General features: G+C 40.9%; 13 protein-coding genes. 8 read left to right on the top strand and 5 right to left on the bottom strand.

What is annotated here, in order from left to right; genetic code table 11:
- Window positions 1-51 precede the first annotated feature (51 nt).
- Window positions 52-1,053, bottom strand: a complete 1,002-nt coding sequence (locus tag O4M77_RS04625; protein WP_323713927.1) for an acyltransferase — start codon at window positions 1,051-1,053, stop codon at window positions 52-54.
- Between the two features lie 1,242 nt (window positions 1,054-2,295).
- On the opposite strand from O4M77_RS04625, the gene O4M77_RS04630 reads away from it, so the two are divergent.
- The 4 genes from O4M77_RS04630 (at window position 2,296) to O4M77_RS04645 (ending at window position 6,027) form a co-directional block, all read left to right on the top strand.
- Window positions 2,296-2,736, top strand: a complete 441-nt coding sequence (locus O4M77_RS04630) for a BLUF domain-containing protein (protein WP_004782875.1) — start codon at window positions 2,296-2,298, stop codon at window positions 2,734-2,736.
- Between the two features lie 412 nt (window positions 2,737-3,148).
- Window positions 3,149-4,357 carry a 2-octaprenyl-6-methoxyphenyl hydroxylase gene (gene ubiH / locus O4M77_RS04635; protein ID WP_034703738.1) on the top strand — a complete coding sequence of 403 codons (1,209 nt, stop codon included), beginning with the start codon at window positions 3,149-3,151 and terminating at the stop codon, window positions 4,355-4,357.
- Window positions 4,354-5,601 (top strand): FAD-dependent monooxygenase, encoded by a 1,248-nt coding sequence (locus O4M77_RS04640; RefSeq protein WP_166138271.1) that lies wholly within the window; start codon window positions 4,354-4,356, stop codon window positions 5,599-5,601. Before ubiH ends, O4M77_RS04640 begins: the two co-directional genes overlap by 4 nt.
- Window positions 5,602-5,775: 174 nt before the next feature.
- On the top strand, window positions 5,776-6,027 hold the full coding sequence (locus O4M77_RS04645) for a hypothetical protein (RefSeq protein ID WP_004782870.1): 252 nt from the start codon (window positions 5,776-5,778) through the stop codon (window positions 6,025-6,027).
- Window positions 6,028-6,095: 68 nt separating this feature from the next.
- Here the strand turns inward: O4M77_RS04645 and rsmI are convergent, their stop codons facing one another.
- Window positions 6,096-6,938 (bottom strand): 16S rRNA (cytidine(1402)-2'-O)-methyltransferase, encoded by an 843-nt coding sequence (gene rsmI / locus O4M77_RS04650; protein WP_323713928.1) that lies wholly within the window; start codon window positions 6,936-6,938, stop codon window positions 6,096-6,098.
- Window positions 6,939-6,948: 10 nt separating this feature from the next.
- On the opposite strand from rsmI, the gene O4M77_RS04655 reads away from it, so the two are divergent.
- The 4 genes from O4M77_RS04655 (at window position 6,949) to O4M77_RS04670 (ending at window position 10,028) form a co-directional block, all read left to right on the top strand.
- On the top strand, window positions 6,949-7,908 hold the full coding sequence (locus O4M77_RS04655; RefSeq protein ID WP_180104595.1) for a penicillin-binding protein activator: 960 nt from the start codon (window positions 6,949-6,951) through the stop codon (window positions 7,906-7,908).
- Between the two features lie 9 nt (window positions 7,909-7,917).
- Window positions 7,918-8,331, top strand: coding sequence for a YraN family protein (locus O4M77_RS04660; protein WP_159123344.1), 414 nt, complete (start codon window positions 7,918-7,920; stop codon window positions 8,329-8,331).
- 136 nt (window positions 8,332-8,467) lie between these two features.
- Window positions 8,468-9,160: a BON domain-containing protein gene (locus O4M77_RS04665; protein WP_159123345.1), complete on the top strand. Its 693-nt coding sequence runs from the start codon at window positions 8,468-8,470 to the stop codon at window positions 9,158-9,160.
- The gene (locus O4M77_RS04670; RefSeq protein ID WP_323713929.1) at window positions 9,150-10,028 is read left to right on the top strand and encodes an alpha/beta hydrolase; all 879 of its coding nucleotides are present in this window, start codon (window positions 9,150-9,152) and stop codon (window positions 10,026-10,028) included. The genes O4M77_RS04665 and O4M77_RS04670 overlap by 11 nt, the downstream gene beginning before the upstream one ends.
- Before the next feature lie 68 nt (window positions 10,029-10,096).
- Here O4M77_RS04670 and nudC read toward each other — a convergent pair whose 3' ends face one another.
- The 3 genes from nudC to dnaQ form a co-directional block, all read right to left on the bottom strand.
- On the bottom strand, window positions 10,097-10,876 hold the full coding sequence (gene nudC / locus O4M77_RS04675) for an NAD(+) diphosphatase (RefSeq protein ID WP_323713930.1): 780 nt from the start codon (window positions 10,874-10,876) through the stop codon (window positions 10,097-10,099).
- Window positions 10,876-12,519, bottom strand: coding sequence for a chemotaxis protein (locus tag O4M77_RS04680; RefSeq protein ID WP_323713931.1), 1,644 nt, complete (start codon window positions 12,517-12,519; stop codon window positions 10,876-10,878). The genes nudC and O4M77_RS04680 overlap by 1 nt, the downstream gene beginning before the upstream one ends.
- A gap of 126 nt (window positions 12,520-12,645) precedes the next feature.
- On the bottom strand, window positions 12,646-14,019 hold the full coding sequence (dnaQ, locus tag O4M77_RS04685; RefSeq protein WP_323713932.1) for a DNA polymerase III subunit epsilon: 1,374 nt from the start codon (window positions 14,017-14,019) through the stop codon (window positions 12,646-12,648).
- Window positions 14,020-14,207: the final 188 nt, after the last annotated feature.

The raw sequence follows: 14,207 nt of genomic DNA on the forward strand, positions 1-14,207 counted from the left end.
CTAGATAAAATTTTAAATCGATAAAAACTGTATAAAGTGATCAAAAAATCTCTATAAGTTTTTTCTATCAACCGGATAAAAATACCTAAAGAAGTTAAATGGTTCTTTGCCTAATTTAATTAACCTTTTTTCTAAAACTAGATACGTAATAGAGCCTGCCAAGATCGAAGAGGTAATAAGTATAGAGCTAAATAGGTAAGGGTTTAATATATTAAGTTTGTTTAAAACCATAGCAACTGGGCTTAAAGTAAAAGGATGAATCAAATATAAAGAGTAAGATGAATCTCCAAGATGATTAAAGAATCTTAAAATTAGTGATTTAGTTTCTGTGATTAAGTCTTCTAAAGCTACACATCCAACAAAAATGAAAAACATTGGGATCCCGATTTTTAATGATCTCAAGGTGATGAAATCAGGTAGTTTATAAAAGTTTTGATAGGCTAATAGGGAAGCACCGACAAGAATCATAAATATAGACATTAATCGGGAAAGACTAGTATTTTTTATAATGATAAATGCCAGAACGCCTAAAGCGAATTCAAGCAAAAGATTATGGGTTAAAAACATCAGAAATTCAGATTTTGGTTGGAGTATTAAACCTATAGCCACAACAACTGAAAAACATAGAATGATAAAAAGATATTTATATAAGTCTTTTAATAAAAAGATTAGGAAAAAAGAAAATATAAAATAATAATAAAATTCGTAGCTTAAAGTCCATCCATTATTAATTAAAAATTTACTGCCATTCGGAATTAAAAAGAAAGATTCGAAAATTCCTGTTTCACCACCGGATGAATTTATAAGATTTGGAGAAATCAGAAATACGATTAAAGCAAAAAAACTGAGAACCCAATAAAGAGGAATGATTCGGATGAATCGGTTTCTCATGAAATTTAGAAAATTAACTTTTTTATTATATGTTGTATAACACATAATAAAGCCAGAGATTATGAAAAATAAATCAACACCAGAACCGCCTATGTGATACCACTGAAGCGTATCAACATTGTATTGTTGTCCTTTAAAGGAGGTATGACTTATAACTACCATTAAGGCAGCAATCCCCCTAAGAAATTGCACTGAATAAAGCATAGTTATTATTTTATTAAAGTATTTAATTTAAACTACCATACTCAATGTTTGTCTAACAAATATACCTAGTGAAAGACCGTGAATATTACTAATTATTTAATCTAAAATCATTACGGTTGGTTTTATATAAAAGTAGCCGTATTTTACGGGAACTCAAATATTCACTAGAGTTTAGAAACTGGTAAAAAATGAATTTTTTATTAATTATTATTATTTATTAACCGGCTTAAAATATGTTTCAAAATTTTAATAAAAAGTAAAAGTACTCAGCTTAATAAAAGAAATTCCAGAAACCATTGATGAATTAATTCAAAGATCACGTATACATTATTAACTTCACACCAAAATTTGGGAATTTTCTATAAGTAGATGAAAGATATAGGTAGTAGTGATTGCTAAGATTTCTGTTTAGAAACTTCAGTATCATCTTCAAATTTTTAATCATTAAATAATAAAAAACCCCGGCATCCTGCCGGGGTTTTTCGTATTGGTTAGCTTGGTATAACTCCTGTCGTACCTTACTGTCCTTGTGCTTATCTATTGTTATTCTTATGTGGAACTCCCTGTTCCTGATGTAATCATCATATGAAAATTCATTTAACTAAAATAGGGGTAAAGGACTTGAATAGCTGTAAGTCAAAGAGTACAAGATTGATTATTAAATAAGCATGTTTTTTGTATCATTCAGAAATTAAAAACAATTACCCTTTAAAAATATTTTGAGAAAAGAGGAAGAATGTACATACTTAATAAGTTGCTTGAGCTCGACTTGGCTGTCGTTTCAAAATTGAATAGAGCGACTCATTTAATCCTTTCCTTCATCTTTGCTAGTGGATTTGTAACAGTTGCACTACTGATAGAGAATAAATCACTGATTTGTATTTTGGTCGGGTTGCCGCTGTTCTGGCAAAGATAACTGATGCTCAAATTACATGGGCATTTAGAAAGTAAAAAACTGATACTTGATGGCAGATCTCAAATAGCAAAATTTTGAAGCTTTTTAATATAGAAATATTTAAAAAATACATGTTCAAAGCAAGTGGCTGAATTTATATAAAAATTCATTTTATTTTTCAAGTTATTTTACTATTCGATAAATTATTTTGTATCTGATCATAGAAAATTTTTATAAAATCAGTTATATATATTAAACAGAAAAATATTGAGTAATGTACATAATCTAAAATATTGAGGTAGACAATGAGCGACGCAAGACTTTTATATGTTAGTAAGTTGTATGATTGCGAAGATCCAATGAATGATCTATTCAATATTCTGACAGAAGCGTTGAATTTCAATTCACGTAATGCGATTTTTGGGGCTCTGTATTATGGAAATGGTTACTTTGTTCAATGTCTGGAAGGAGATAGGAACAAGATTGAAGATCTGTTCTATAAAAAAATCTTGAAAGATCCTCGACATAAAAATTGTGAAGTTCTGTATTTTGAAGATGTGAATGACCGTCTCTTCTCAGACTGGCATATGAAATATGCCAATATCCATCAGGATATTCTTGGATTCTTTGCCGAACATAATCTGGATGAATTCAATCCTTATACCTTGAATGCCGAGACCATTCCTCAATTTATACAGATATTGGCAAGTTTGAATGACCATGCCTATACATTGAAAGCAAGTTAATCCTTACATCATCATGCGATATAAGCTAAAGCTACGTATCGCATGATTTTTTAAAATGAGTATTTACTTTAAATAAGTTAAATAAAAAATATTATATAAATTCAAAAACATAAATATTGTTAATTCAAAAAATTATATCCAGATCCCATCTTCATCATTTCATACCAAGCCAAGCTTTTAAACCTAACAATCAGTGCCAAAATTCTTCTGCTTTTTATCAGGCAGATGATACTTCTGTATTTTGAAAAATTTAAGTAGGACGTTGAGGTGAGCTATAAATTAACCACAAGCAGACTTCGCTTCGAAACCGCAACCTAATTTATTATAAAAAAGAAATTTTTTAGGCTAATATAAAATTCATCATGATTATAAGTATCTATGTATATAGATACGATATTGAAAGGATTACAGCATGCAACAAGAAGTCATCATTGTCGGTGGTGGTATGGTCGGCCTGAGTCTCGCGCTGATGTTGGCGAAAACCAATATTGCAGTCAAGCTTTTGGAAGCGATCAAATATCCAGATTATGATGATGTAAATCTTGCACCCTATCATTCCAGTTTTGATGCACGTAATAGTGCCTTGTCACGCCGTAGTGTACAGATTTATCAGGAACTTGGGCTTTGGGATGCCTTGCAGGAACATGCAACGCCGATTCTTGAAGTGAATATCACTGAGCAGGGCAGTTTTGGTAAGGCGCGCTTAATTGCAGAACAGGAAAAAGTCGAAAGCTTTGGCCAAGTGATTGAAAATGCCTGGCTAGGTCGTGTGCTATTAACTCAAGTCAAAAAAGAACCTTTAATTGAACTGATTGATGGGGTTCAGGTCAGCTCTCTGACTCAAGATGCTGAGTTTGCTTATCTTGAAGCACAACGTGGTGATGCTTTATTGAAACTTCAATCCAAAGTGGTGATTGCTGCTGATGGGCGTGATTCTTTCTGTCGTAAAGCGCTCGGTATTGGGGCTTCAGAACATGACTATGATCAGGTCGCCATTGTCACTACCGTTCAAACTTCTAAGCCACATAATCATGTTGGCTTTGAACGGTTTAGCCACTTAGGCCCATTAGCCTTATTACCACTTCCAGGTGAATATCGTCGTTCTGTAGTCTGGCCTGTGAAAAAAGGAACGGAAGGAGAATGGCTGGGTGAAGAAAATGACCAGCATTTCCTGAACGCCTTACAAGAAACCTATGGCGATCGTGCCGGTAAATTCCAGAAAACAGGTAAGCGCTTCAGTTTTCCATTGTCCCAAGTATTAGCAGAAAAACAGGCTGTGGGCCGCGTGGTCTTGATGGGTAATGCTGCACATACAATTCATCCAGTAGCGGGTCAGGGTTTTAACCTGTGTATGCGAGATGCGCATGTATTGGTGCGCTACCTGAAAGAACAGCAGTCACAAGGTGCAGACTTAGGTGATGCAGCAGTATTACAGGATTATGAAAAATCCCGTTTGAATGACCAGCAAAGAGTGATTAAGTTCTGTGATTCAGTCGTACGTGGATTTAGTAACCAGAATCCATTCTTGAAACTGATCCGTAATACCGGACTGATTGCTTTTGATACCATTCCTGGTATCAAGCCACTAGTCGCTAACTATGCCATGGGGTTAAAAGCATGAGTCTGAATCCAAGTTCTGATGTATTAGATGTCGTGATTGTTGGTGGCGGTCTGGTAGGCGGTCTAACGGCTTTATTACTCGCTCAAGGTGGTGTGCAAGCGACTGTTCTGGATGCTGCGCCTATTCTGGATGCAGACAAAACTTTAAGCGTAGCCAATCCGCGGGTTTTGGCTCTAAGTCAGGCGACTATTCATTTATTAAAAACCGTAGGTGTGTGGGAAAAACTTGCACGCCAGCAGCCATATACTGGAATGCAGGTCTGGAATAAAAATGGCTATGGTGAAATTAACTTTGGTCATTCTTCGGAAAGAACACCTTCTGTAGAGCAGGCGCTAGGCTCAATGGTGGAACCGAGTATTCTGAATCTGGCCATCCAGCAAAAGATGCTTGAAGAGGTGCAAGATTACCGCACACAGGTCAAAGTTAACCGGGTTGAACGTGGAGTAGATGTTTGGATCATTCATCTGGCAGATGGCACCCAGCTCAAAACTAAGTTGGTCATTGGCGCAGATGGCGCGAACTCCTTTGTGCGCGAGCAAGCCTTTATCGATATCGATGTACTGGACTATAAACAGGCCGGAATCAGCTGCGCAATTAGAACAGCCCAGCCACATCAGCATGTGGCCCGTCAGATTTTTCTGGAAACTGGTCCTTTGGCTTATCTGCCAATGGCGAGTCTTAAAGAAGAAGAGCAAGGCCACTGGCAATCCATAGTCTGGACATTACCTGATGATTATGCCGATGAGTATGCAGCGCTATCAGATGCTGACTTCACTCAACTATTGACCCGTGAAAGCTATCATATGCTGGGTGAAGTGCTGGAAGCGACAGCACGAGCGAAATTCCCACTCAAAGCTCGTGCTGCACAGCAGTATGTACAAGATGGCTTGGCACTAATTGGTGACGCTGCGCATGTGATTCATCCGCTCGCTGGACAAGGGGTTAATATCGGCTGTCTGGATGCTGCCGTACTCTGTGACGTGTTGCTGCATGACAAAGCGCGTGGAGTGTGGGCCCATGAACAGACCTTGAAACGTTATGAGCATCGCCGTAAAGGCCAGAATGATGCCATGATGCATAGCATGTCGGCGATTGGCTGGATGGAAACTACAGAGCTTTTCCCAGTGGTGTGGGCACGTAATTTCGGGCTGAAACAGGTCGAGCAACAGACAGTCCTGAAAGATGCATTTATGGCTCAGGCGAATGGTTTAAGTTTACTCAAAGATACACGTTATTCAGCCTAGCGACCGAATGTAAATTTTTTAAACAAACATCTATAAAGAGTAACCATTTTGTTTAAAAAAGATACGATTTTTTGAAAATTAGGGCTAGGCGAAGACCAAAGAGATTGCTAAATTTCAGTTAATTTAAAGCTTGGTTTAATAGATAAAAGCGAAGCCATTTGTGGGGAGAGCAAAATGACAGACGTAAATGATTATGATGATGTAGAAGATCCTGTAATCGACGACGATGAAGCAAAAGCAGCAGAAAAAGGTGCTGCAAGTAGCGAAGAAGTTGTGAATGATACAGACGTATTAGAAGCTGAAACTTTAACTGTAACTGCTAAGCAGAAAAAACGTCAGGCACTTGAAGATGAAATTGCGGCTTTCCTGGCAAGCGGTGGCCGTATTACTGAAGTTCCAGCTGATGAATCTGTTGCAAGAGAATAATTGCACTTGATATTAACGAATAAAAAAACACCACATTGATTGTGGTGTTTTTTATGGGTAAAGAAAAATTAATCGTTGGCAGAGGTTAGTTCCAAAGCACGTTGATAGGCGATTTTTTTCTTAATCCCGGTCAAATCGGCAGCCAGTTGTGAAGCTGCTTTGACAGACAGATCCTGCAATAAACGCAGTAACAATTTATCCAGTTTTTCCTGATCCAGATCTTTCTCTTCGATAGAACCACCAATCACCAGTACGATTTCACCTTTTTGCTGGTTATGGTCATTGGCAACAAATTCGACCAGTTCACCCAGTGTCATTTTCTTGATGGTTTCAAAGGTCTTGGTAATTTCACGGGCAAAACCGACAGGACGCTCTGCACCGAATACCGTTGCCAGATCTTTAACACATTCCAGAATGCGGTGTGGTGCTTCATAGAAAATTAAGGTCTGGGTTTCATCTTTCAGTTTTTCCAGAGTCAAGAGTCGCTGACTTTGTTTAGACGGTAAAAAGCCTTCAAAGCTGAAACGGTCACTCGGTAAACCTACTGCGCTTAAAGCGGCAATTGCAGCACATGCACCCGGCACAGGAACCACACGAATATTATGTTCTTGCGCAGCACGGACAAACTTGAATCCTGGATCGCTAATCAGTGGTGTGCCAGCATCACTGATTAATGCCATATCTTCACCATTGAGCAGGCGTTGAATCAGCTGATCAATCTTGTTGCTTTCATTATGTTCATGACAGGCTGTCAAAGGTGTTTGAATATTAAAATGTTTAAGTAATTGTGCAGAAGTTCGTGTATCCTCAGCTGCAATAAGACTCACCGATTTCAATACATTAATTGCACGATAACTAATATCATCTAAGTGCCCGATTGGAGTCGCAACAACAAATAACTGAGCACTCATAGGTTTCTCCATGTGGAATAAATCGAATAATAAAAAATGGAAGATTCAAAACAAAATTCTGGGCTTGGGGTTACTGGCCTGCGTCAGCAGCGTACAAGCGGAAGTGCTGATTATTCTACCTGAAACCGGCCCCTTGGCGCGAGCCGCTTCGAGTATCAAGCAAGGATTTCTCAGTGCATATACGGCGTCCGGACAGAAAGTACCATTGAAATGGGTCAATTCAGACCAGAAAAAAATCTCTCAGTTACTCAAACAGCATGTCAGTAAAAAGACGCAAATGGTGATCGGCCCTCTGGCACGTCAGGATGTAGAGCAGCTGGTGCAGACTAAACCCAAGATTCGTACACTGAGTTTGAATGAAACTAGCCTCACGGCCCCAAATATCTGGCAATTTAGCCTGTCGAAAAAAGAAGATGCAGCTGCATTACAGAAGCAGATTGCGCTAGATGGGATTCAGCAACTGTTTGTGCTGCGTCAACCGGGCAGTGAGTCAGAACATGAACTCTTGCTAATGTCACTACTTAGCCAGAGTGAGCTGCAACTGGAAATGATCGAGAAGCCGCCATTTTTTCTGAAGAGCAAGCAGGGGATACTATTGCTTGGCAATGCAGACTGGCTGGAATCCTTACATGGTTTAGGACATAAACGGATTTATACAGTCGCAAATGCAATTAATGAACAGCATGTTCCGCCACGAGGCATCAAGTTCTGCGATGTGCCGGTACTTTATTTTGCTAACTGGCCTGATGTGATGCAGGCTCATCAACAGGCACCGGTGAATATGTCCTATCAGCGCTTGATTGCTTTTGGTGGCGATGCCTGGCAAATCACCCAGTATTATTTAAACAATAAAAAAATACGCAATATTGAATTCCAGGGTCGTACTGGAATGATTCGGGTATCGGATCAGGGCATACAACGTACACCATCCTGTTTTCAGCAGAGTGCCAAAGGTCTCAAGGCACTATAAGAGTCAGCGATGCAGAAACAATTAGGTGTATGGGCAGAACAACAAGCTGCGCAACTGATGCAACAACAAGACTTTCAGCTCATTGCCAGAAACTGGCATAGCCGCTATGGTGAACTTGATCTGGTCATGCAGCGTGAGCAGGAACTGGTCTTTGTCGAAGTAAAAGCACGAGCTAAAACGGGTTATGCATTGGCTTATGAATCTGTTTCCTCTGCCAAGCAACGAAAAGTCCTACAAACGGCTGTATGTTTTATTCAAAAAAATCCACAGTTTGCACATTATTACTATCGTTTTGATGTGATTTGTTTTGATTTTAATCGGTATTTTGCAAAAACCATACAGCATGATTTTTCTCAATACCCTTATGATCTGCACTGGTTTGAAAATGCTTTTACTTTTGATCAAGAGTTTATTAATCTTTGAATAAAATAAGATCTGATGCGGCAGATAAAATTTGCAGCATCATGGGAAAGTTCAAGTATGATGAAGAACATCTGGCCTTGAAAAAACAGATTATTATATTGAAATAAGACTGATTAAAATTAAGGAGTCTTGCTGAGTGGTTAAGCGTATTGCAATAACAATGCTGTGTGTCGCAAGTTTATCGGGTTGTGCCAGCTTTATTTCTAGCGGTACTGGTACGGCTCCTGTAGGTACCGAAAATGGAGCTCGGACGCTAGGACAGGTATTTATCGATTCTTCTATTGTACGTACTGCAAAAATTAATCTTTATAAACTGGATTCACGTTTTAAACAGTCAAGGGTCAATATTGAAAGCTTCCATGGTAATGTCCTGTTGACCGGGCAGGTGCCGGATGCGCATCTCAAGCAATTGGCAGAAGATAATGTCAAATCCATGAGTGATGTCAGAGCGGTGCATAACTTTATCACTGTGGGTAACCAGAGCAGCTACACTACGATCATGCAGGATACCGCCGTGACGGCGAATACCCGTGGTTTGATTATGAAAGCACCGGTGGTGTCTGACAGCAAAGTGCATGTGCATACTGAAGATGGTGTACTGTATGTGATGGGACGTCTGAACAGTGCTGAAATCGATGACCTGAATCAGGTGCTGCAACAAGTGGGGAATATCACGAAAATTGTCACGCTCATCGACAACGTGGATCAGCGCTCTGGTTATAGTACTAACCAGAATTTTGCAGCGCCTGCATCTTATGCACAGTCGGGTGTTGAACAGACTCCAGTCGCCATCGATCCTGATACAGTTGAACCGACCGATGTTCCATAAGGTCAGTCAATTTAAAACGCAGCTGTCAGATCAGATCCTTGAAGTCCAACAACGTTATAAAGATTTCCGGATCTATGATTTTGGCAGTTATGCGCTGAACCGGTTAACCCCCAAACAGGGTTATAGTGTTGAAACCCAGTTAGCCTATGGCTTAAAAGCCCGTCAACGTTTTGATCTGTTTTTAAGCCATCAGCCATTAGCACATCGCCCCCTGATTGTCTTTGTCCATGGGGGTGCCTGGCTGCATGGTGATAAAAAGGATTACCACTTCATTGGTGAAGCCTTTGCCAAAGAAGGCTATGATGTGGTGGTGATGAATTATCACCTAGCGCCTGAACACATTTTCCCGATCTATATTAATGATCTGCATTTATTGCTAAATCATTTGCAGCAGCATGCAGACCAGTTAAATATTTCTACGGAAAATCTGGTCTTGATGGGGCATTCAGCCGGGGCATTTAATGTCATGTCAGCGCTATACCATCCACAAAAGGCCATGATTGAGCGGGAACAGATCCGCGCCATTATTGGACTGGCAGGTCCTTATCATTTTGACTATAAAGATGATCCGATCTGTGCCGATGCTTTTGACCAGTCGATTCCGTATCAGCAGGTCATGCCATATTATTTTGTGGAAAATACCTCCACCAAACATTATCTGTTCATGGCAGGGCGGGACAATATTGTCGGTCATTTCAACAGTCAGGATCTGGACCGGGTTTTAAAAGACCATGGCAATCATAGTGAGCTGATTACCATTCCGAAACTGGGTCATATTACGATGATCGGTTCATTGTCCAGTTTGTTTAGCCGGTTCTTTGAAACCAAGCCGCGTGTGATGTGGGCGCTAGAAGATGCTTTCAAGTGAAGATCTGTGATCGTGGTAATTCCCATAAAAAAGCCCGGTATAAAAACCGGGCTTTTTAATTGAAAACCTTAGAGCCATTTACGGGTATCATCTGCGACCGGTGTACCTTGAGTCACATGCATGATCATGGCATGGGCAATACTGCCTTTAAATGGAATTTCAGGCAGCTGATCAAACTTGAAGAATTTCGCATCGCTAATTTCTTCTTCCTGCAATTGCAGCTCACCGCCAGCATATTCTGCTTTGAAGGCAATCATCAAATTACTCGGGAAAGGCCATGGCTGACTGGCCAAATACTGGATATTTTTCACTTTCAAGCCGACTTCTTCCAGCGTCTCGCGATGTACCGCTTCTTCAAGCGTTTCCCCAACTTCGACAAATCCGGCAATCAGACCATACATCTGGCTTTTGGTATTACGTGCATTTTTGGCCAGCAGAATCTCATCTTCACCGCGGGTAATCACAGTAATCACACAAGGTTGCACCCTTGGATACTGACGATAATGGCAAGCTGGGCAAACCATGGCATATTCAACAGCATGGGCTTCAGTCGGAGTACCACAATGGCTACAGAACTTGTGATTCCGGCGCCATTCCAAGAGTTGCACAGCACGACTGGCCTGTTCAAATTGCTGAACATTCCAAAACTGTAATAATTGACGGATTGGAACCAGTTGCAAGCCTTCAGGAATCGGCTCATCTGGAAGAAGATCGCGGGCAATCACTTGATCACCCGGATTCAGCAGCAAATCACTTGCCAGAGCTTCAACTTGAGGCAGTTGAAAGTGTTGATCGACCAGCAACTGTTGCTGCTGGAAAATATAAGCAAGTGATAATTTTTTAGACATTAGGCGACGATTTTCAGTTTCTCACTACTGTCTAATGCTACCTCAAACATGGACTGTAATACAGGCTGTTTGTTCTTTAAGTTGTCGATCATCATGTCGGCACTAGCCAATGCATCCAGCGCATGATGAATTTCTGCCGGTGTTAATGCAACTGACTGTTCAATACGGTTTTTAATGAACAGGGCAGTTGTATTGAATGCAGCTTTCACATGTTCAGCATTCAGGAACAGCATAGCACCGCCAATTTCACAGAACTGGATGGGTACAGGTTCAAGTTTGGTCAGATCTTGATCCTGCAGATAATCAGTCAGAATCTGGCTAGATAATTCAATCAGTGCCTTGGTTTCATTCAACAAAGCGTTATGTGCTTCGTCCAGACGATCCAGCGAGATATTCATGTTATTCACACGTAGCTGCAAGCGGCTCGAAGTATGATGGCGTTCCAATACACCAATCGAGTTCATCGCGGATAGAATCACATTCATCAACTGCTGGGCAAAAGACTCATCTTTCAGAATATCTGCCTGGCTGAGTGAAGCTGCCTGACGGTTTAAGTCATGATAGGCTTCATTCAGATTCAGAACCTTGAAGATATTGGCCAAGCTATTCAGCTGAGTCTGGAGTTCCTGAGTTTTTTCAGGTGTCATGTGCTGATAGTTATATTCGATATCATTGCGGATCTGGGTCATTTCCGCAGTCACCAGTTCGCTAATGGTATGCATGGTTTCGAAGTCCGGACCATATAGGTGACGGCTGAACACCTGAAGTTGCATATCTGTCAGTAGATCATCACCAATATTCAGCTGGCTACGGATTTGCTGTGCAGTTGCATCTTCCTGACTAATACATAAGCTTAATACATTTGCCAGATCGGACAGAGAGGCTTTGAAGCTGTCGGCTGAACTAAAGTACTGCGCCATGTTGCGTTCAATACTGATTAAAGTACGTAAACGTGGTTCATTGATGAGCAGGTGATCAATATTATCAAAAGCAACATGTACCAGATGCCAGTATTGCTTGCTTAGATGACTTGCTGAAAGACCTGCCAGATAAGTACCGACCAGTTTGATCGCTTGCAGGTCCATCTCGCTTTCTTCCTGTTTCAGCAGTTTGTTAAGAGACAGCTTATACAGGCGTTGCACATATTTGGATTTTTCCAGACCTGGTACTTGGGGTAACTGGAAGTCTGGAGTAATCAGATCAAGCAAAGGTTCAATATGCTGACCTTCGGTCGTCAATGGTTTACCAAGCGCAAGTTCCAGACGGTTCAGGGTATCGAGCAGGAACTGTGGAATTTTCACTTCACGCAAGCAGATAAATTCGATATAGCGTTTCAGCATGGTGGTGCCTTCACTCAATGCGATCACATCCTGAGTGTTGACCTGCGCCGGATTCCCCATAATCTTGCGCATCAGTTCTGCTGAATATTGTGCAATTTGTGCCAGATTCGGCATATCAATCAGTGCCAGTACCTGTGCACATTGTTCGAACTGATTTAATGCATCGTCAATGCCAAAAGGTAAAGTTTGATCTTCTACCAAGGTGCTTACTGCTGATTCGACTAACTTGATCGAGTTATCAACCTCATTTTTTATTATCAGTAAAGCTGTTGGATCAAAATGTATAGAGGTTTGGTAAGACATGGATCTGCACCTTTCCTTGAGTATTATCTATATATGAGCCCCGCTTTATCGGACGGGGCCTCTTTGGAATTACTATAACTGAAGAACTGTATTTTAAAAGCGAAATTACTGCTTGAAATTTAGATTTTATTTGGCAAAAAGGCAAGGCGTTCCATGCTTTTCTTCAAATTGTTTGACCCATTTCTCATGTTCGGCAAGTTCTTCATCTGATGGAAGAATCACAGGCAATTCAATTTCGATTTTTACAGTGCCTGAACTGCCGCCTTGTTCTTCGGTATGTGACAGGGCATCCATATCAAAAGAGACCTGTCCACCGGTCATGGCCAGATAAACATCGGACAGAATTTCCGCATCGAGCAAGGCACCGTGGAAGGTACGGTCACGCTGTGGAATTTCATAACGACGGACGAGGGCGTCCAGAGAGTTTTTCTGTCCCGGATGCTTGGATTTGGCCATTGCCAGGGTATCGGTCACTTCACAAACTTCAGAAAGCGCGACAAAACCTGCGCGCTTGAATTCCATATCCAGGAAGTTCATATCGAAGGTCGCGTTATGCGCAATAATTTCGGCACCTTGCAGATAGTCAAACAGTACCTGTGAGATTTCCTCAAACAGCGGCTTGTCTTGCAGGAACTCGTCGGTAATACCGTGGACATTCACCGAATCGCCAACCGGTTTTTTCGGATTGATATAAATATGGATTGAGCTGCCGGTAAGTTTCCGGTTAATCATTTCGATCGCACCCACCTCAATGATCCGGTCACCATCCTGATAATAGAAACCGGTGGTTTCCGTATCCAGAATCAATTGACGGGGGCCATGCAGCTCTAAGGTCGGCGGTGTAATCACAATTTGCGGATGTAGTTCGGTTGAATCTGAAGTGACTGAAGCAGACTCATCGGTATTTTCAGTTGTTTCTAAATTTTCAGTCTGTTCCATTTCTTCTTCGGCCATTTCCATGCTCTCTTCGAGTTCTTCTTCGCTATCGACAAGATCAAGCCCAAAAGGGTCGTCTAGAAGCCAGTCAGGTTCAGATTTTTTTTTATTTTCAGTGATTGCAGTAACTGATTTGGATTTTTTCAAGGTTTCATCTGCGCCTTGGTTGGCCAGTTGATCGGCCATTTCATTGCCAGGATGTCCGGCATGGCCTTTGACCCAGTGCCATTCAATATCGCGGCTTTGACAGGTGGCATCCAGTTTTTGCCATAGATCCGGATTTTTAACGTCTTTCCAGTTTTTCTTTTTCCAGCCATGAATCCATTCGGTAATGCCTTGTTTGACATAATTGGAATCGGTATAAATGACCAGCTTGGCATCTTTCGGACAGAACTGGATGCCTTCGATCGCCGCGGTCAGCTCCATGCGATTATTGGTGGTATGATCTTCGCCACCGCAAATTTTGTGTTCCTGCTGTTCGGTAATTATGTACGCACCCCAACCGCCTAAACCCGGGTTGCCGCGACAGGCGCCATCAACATATAGCGTGATAGTGTGAGACATAAATTAAAATCCGATCAAAAAAGAACTTGCTGAAGCGGATATTGTATAACGCAAATACGCTTGATGCGTCTAGATGCACCAGTTTTTTTAATTTCTTGTAACATTTAACGTGAAATCGGGGTAAATTAATGCCTTGTGTCCACGACATGCTTCACTACAATGGCATATCTAAAAAATAAATTTATATA

The organism is Acinetobacter sp. YWS30-1, assembly GCF_033558715.1.
Lineage (GTDB): Bacteria > Pseudomonadota > Gammaproteobacteria > Pseudomonadales > Moraxellaceae > Acinetobacter.

What these genes read in the sequence shown, in the direction of transcription:
- O4M77_RS04625 (WP_323713927.1), bottom strand. Translation starts at nt 1,053, where the DNA reads ATGGTAGTTATAAGTCATACCTCCTTTAAAGGACAACAATACAATGTT.
- O4M77_RS04630 (WP_004782875.1), top strand. Translation starts at nt 2,296, where the DNA reads ATGAGCGACGCAAGACTTTTATATGTTAGTAAGTTGTATGATTGCGAA.
- ubiH (WP_034703738.1), top strand. Translation starts at nt 3,149, where the DNA reads ATGCAACAAGAAGTCATCATTGTCGGTGGTGGTATGGTCGGCCTGAGT.
- O4M77_RS04640 (WP_166138271.1), top strand. Translation starts at nt 4,354, where the DNA reads ATGAGTCTGAATCCAAGTTCTGATGTATTAGATGTCGTGATTGTTGGT.
- O4M77_RS04645 (WP_004782870.1), top strand. Translation starts at nt 5,776, where the DNA reads ATGACAGACGTAAATGATTATGATGATGTAGAAGATCCTGTAATCGAC.
- rsmI (WP_323713928.1), bottom strand. Translation starts at nt 6,938, where the DNA reads ATGAGTGCTCAGTTATTTGTTGTTGCGACTCCAATCGGGCACTTAGAT.
- O4M77_RS04655 (WP_180104595.1), top strand. Translation starts at nt 6,949, where the DNA reads ATGTGGAATAAATCGAATAATAAAAAATGGAAGATTCAAAACAAAATT.
- O4M77_RS04660 (WP_159123344.1), top strand. Translation starts at nt 7,918, where the DNA reads ATGCAGAAACAATTAGGTGTATGGGCAGAACAACAAGCTGCGCAACTG.
- O4M77_RS04670 (WP_323713929.1), top strand. Translation starts at nt 9,150, where the DNA reads ATGTTCCATAAGGTCAGTCAATTTAAAACGCAGCTGTCAGATCAGATC.
- nudC (WP_323713930.1), bottom strand. Translation starts at nt 10,876, where the DNA reads ATGTCTAAAAAATTATCACTTGCTTATATTTTCCAGCAGCAACAGTTG.
- O4M77_RS04680 (WP_323713931.1), bottom strand. Translation starts at nt 12,519, where the DNA reads ATGTCTTACCAAACCTCTATACATTTTGATCCAACAGCTTTACTGATA.
- dnaQ (WP_323713932.1), bottom strand. Translation starts at nt 14,019, where the DNA reads ATGTCTCACACTATCACGCTATATGTTGATGGCGCCTGTCGCGGCAAC.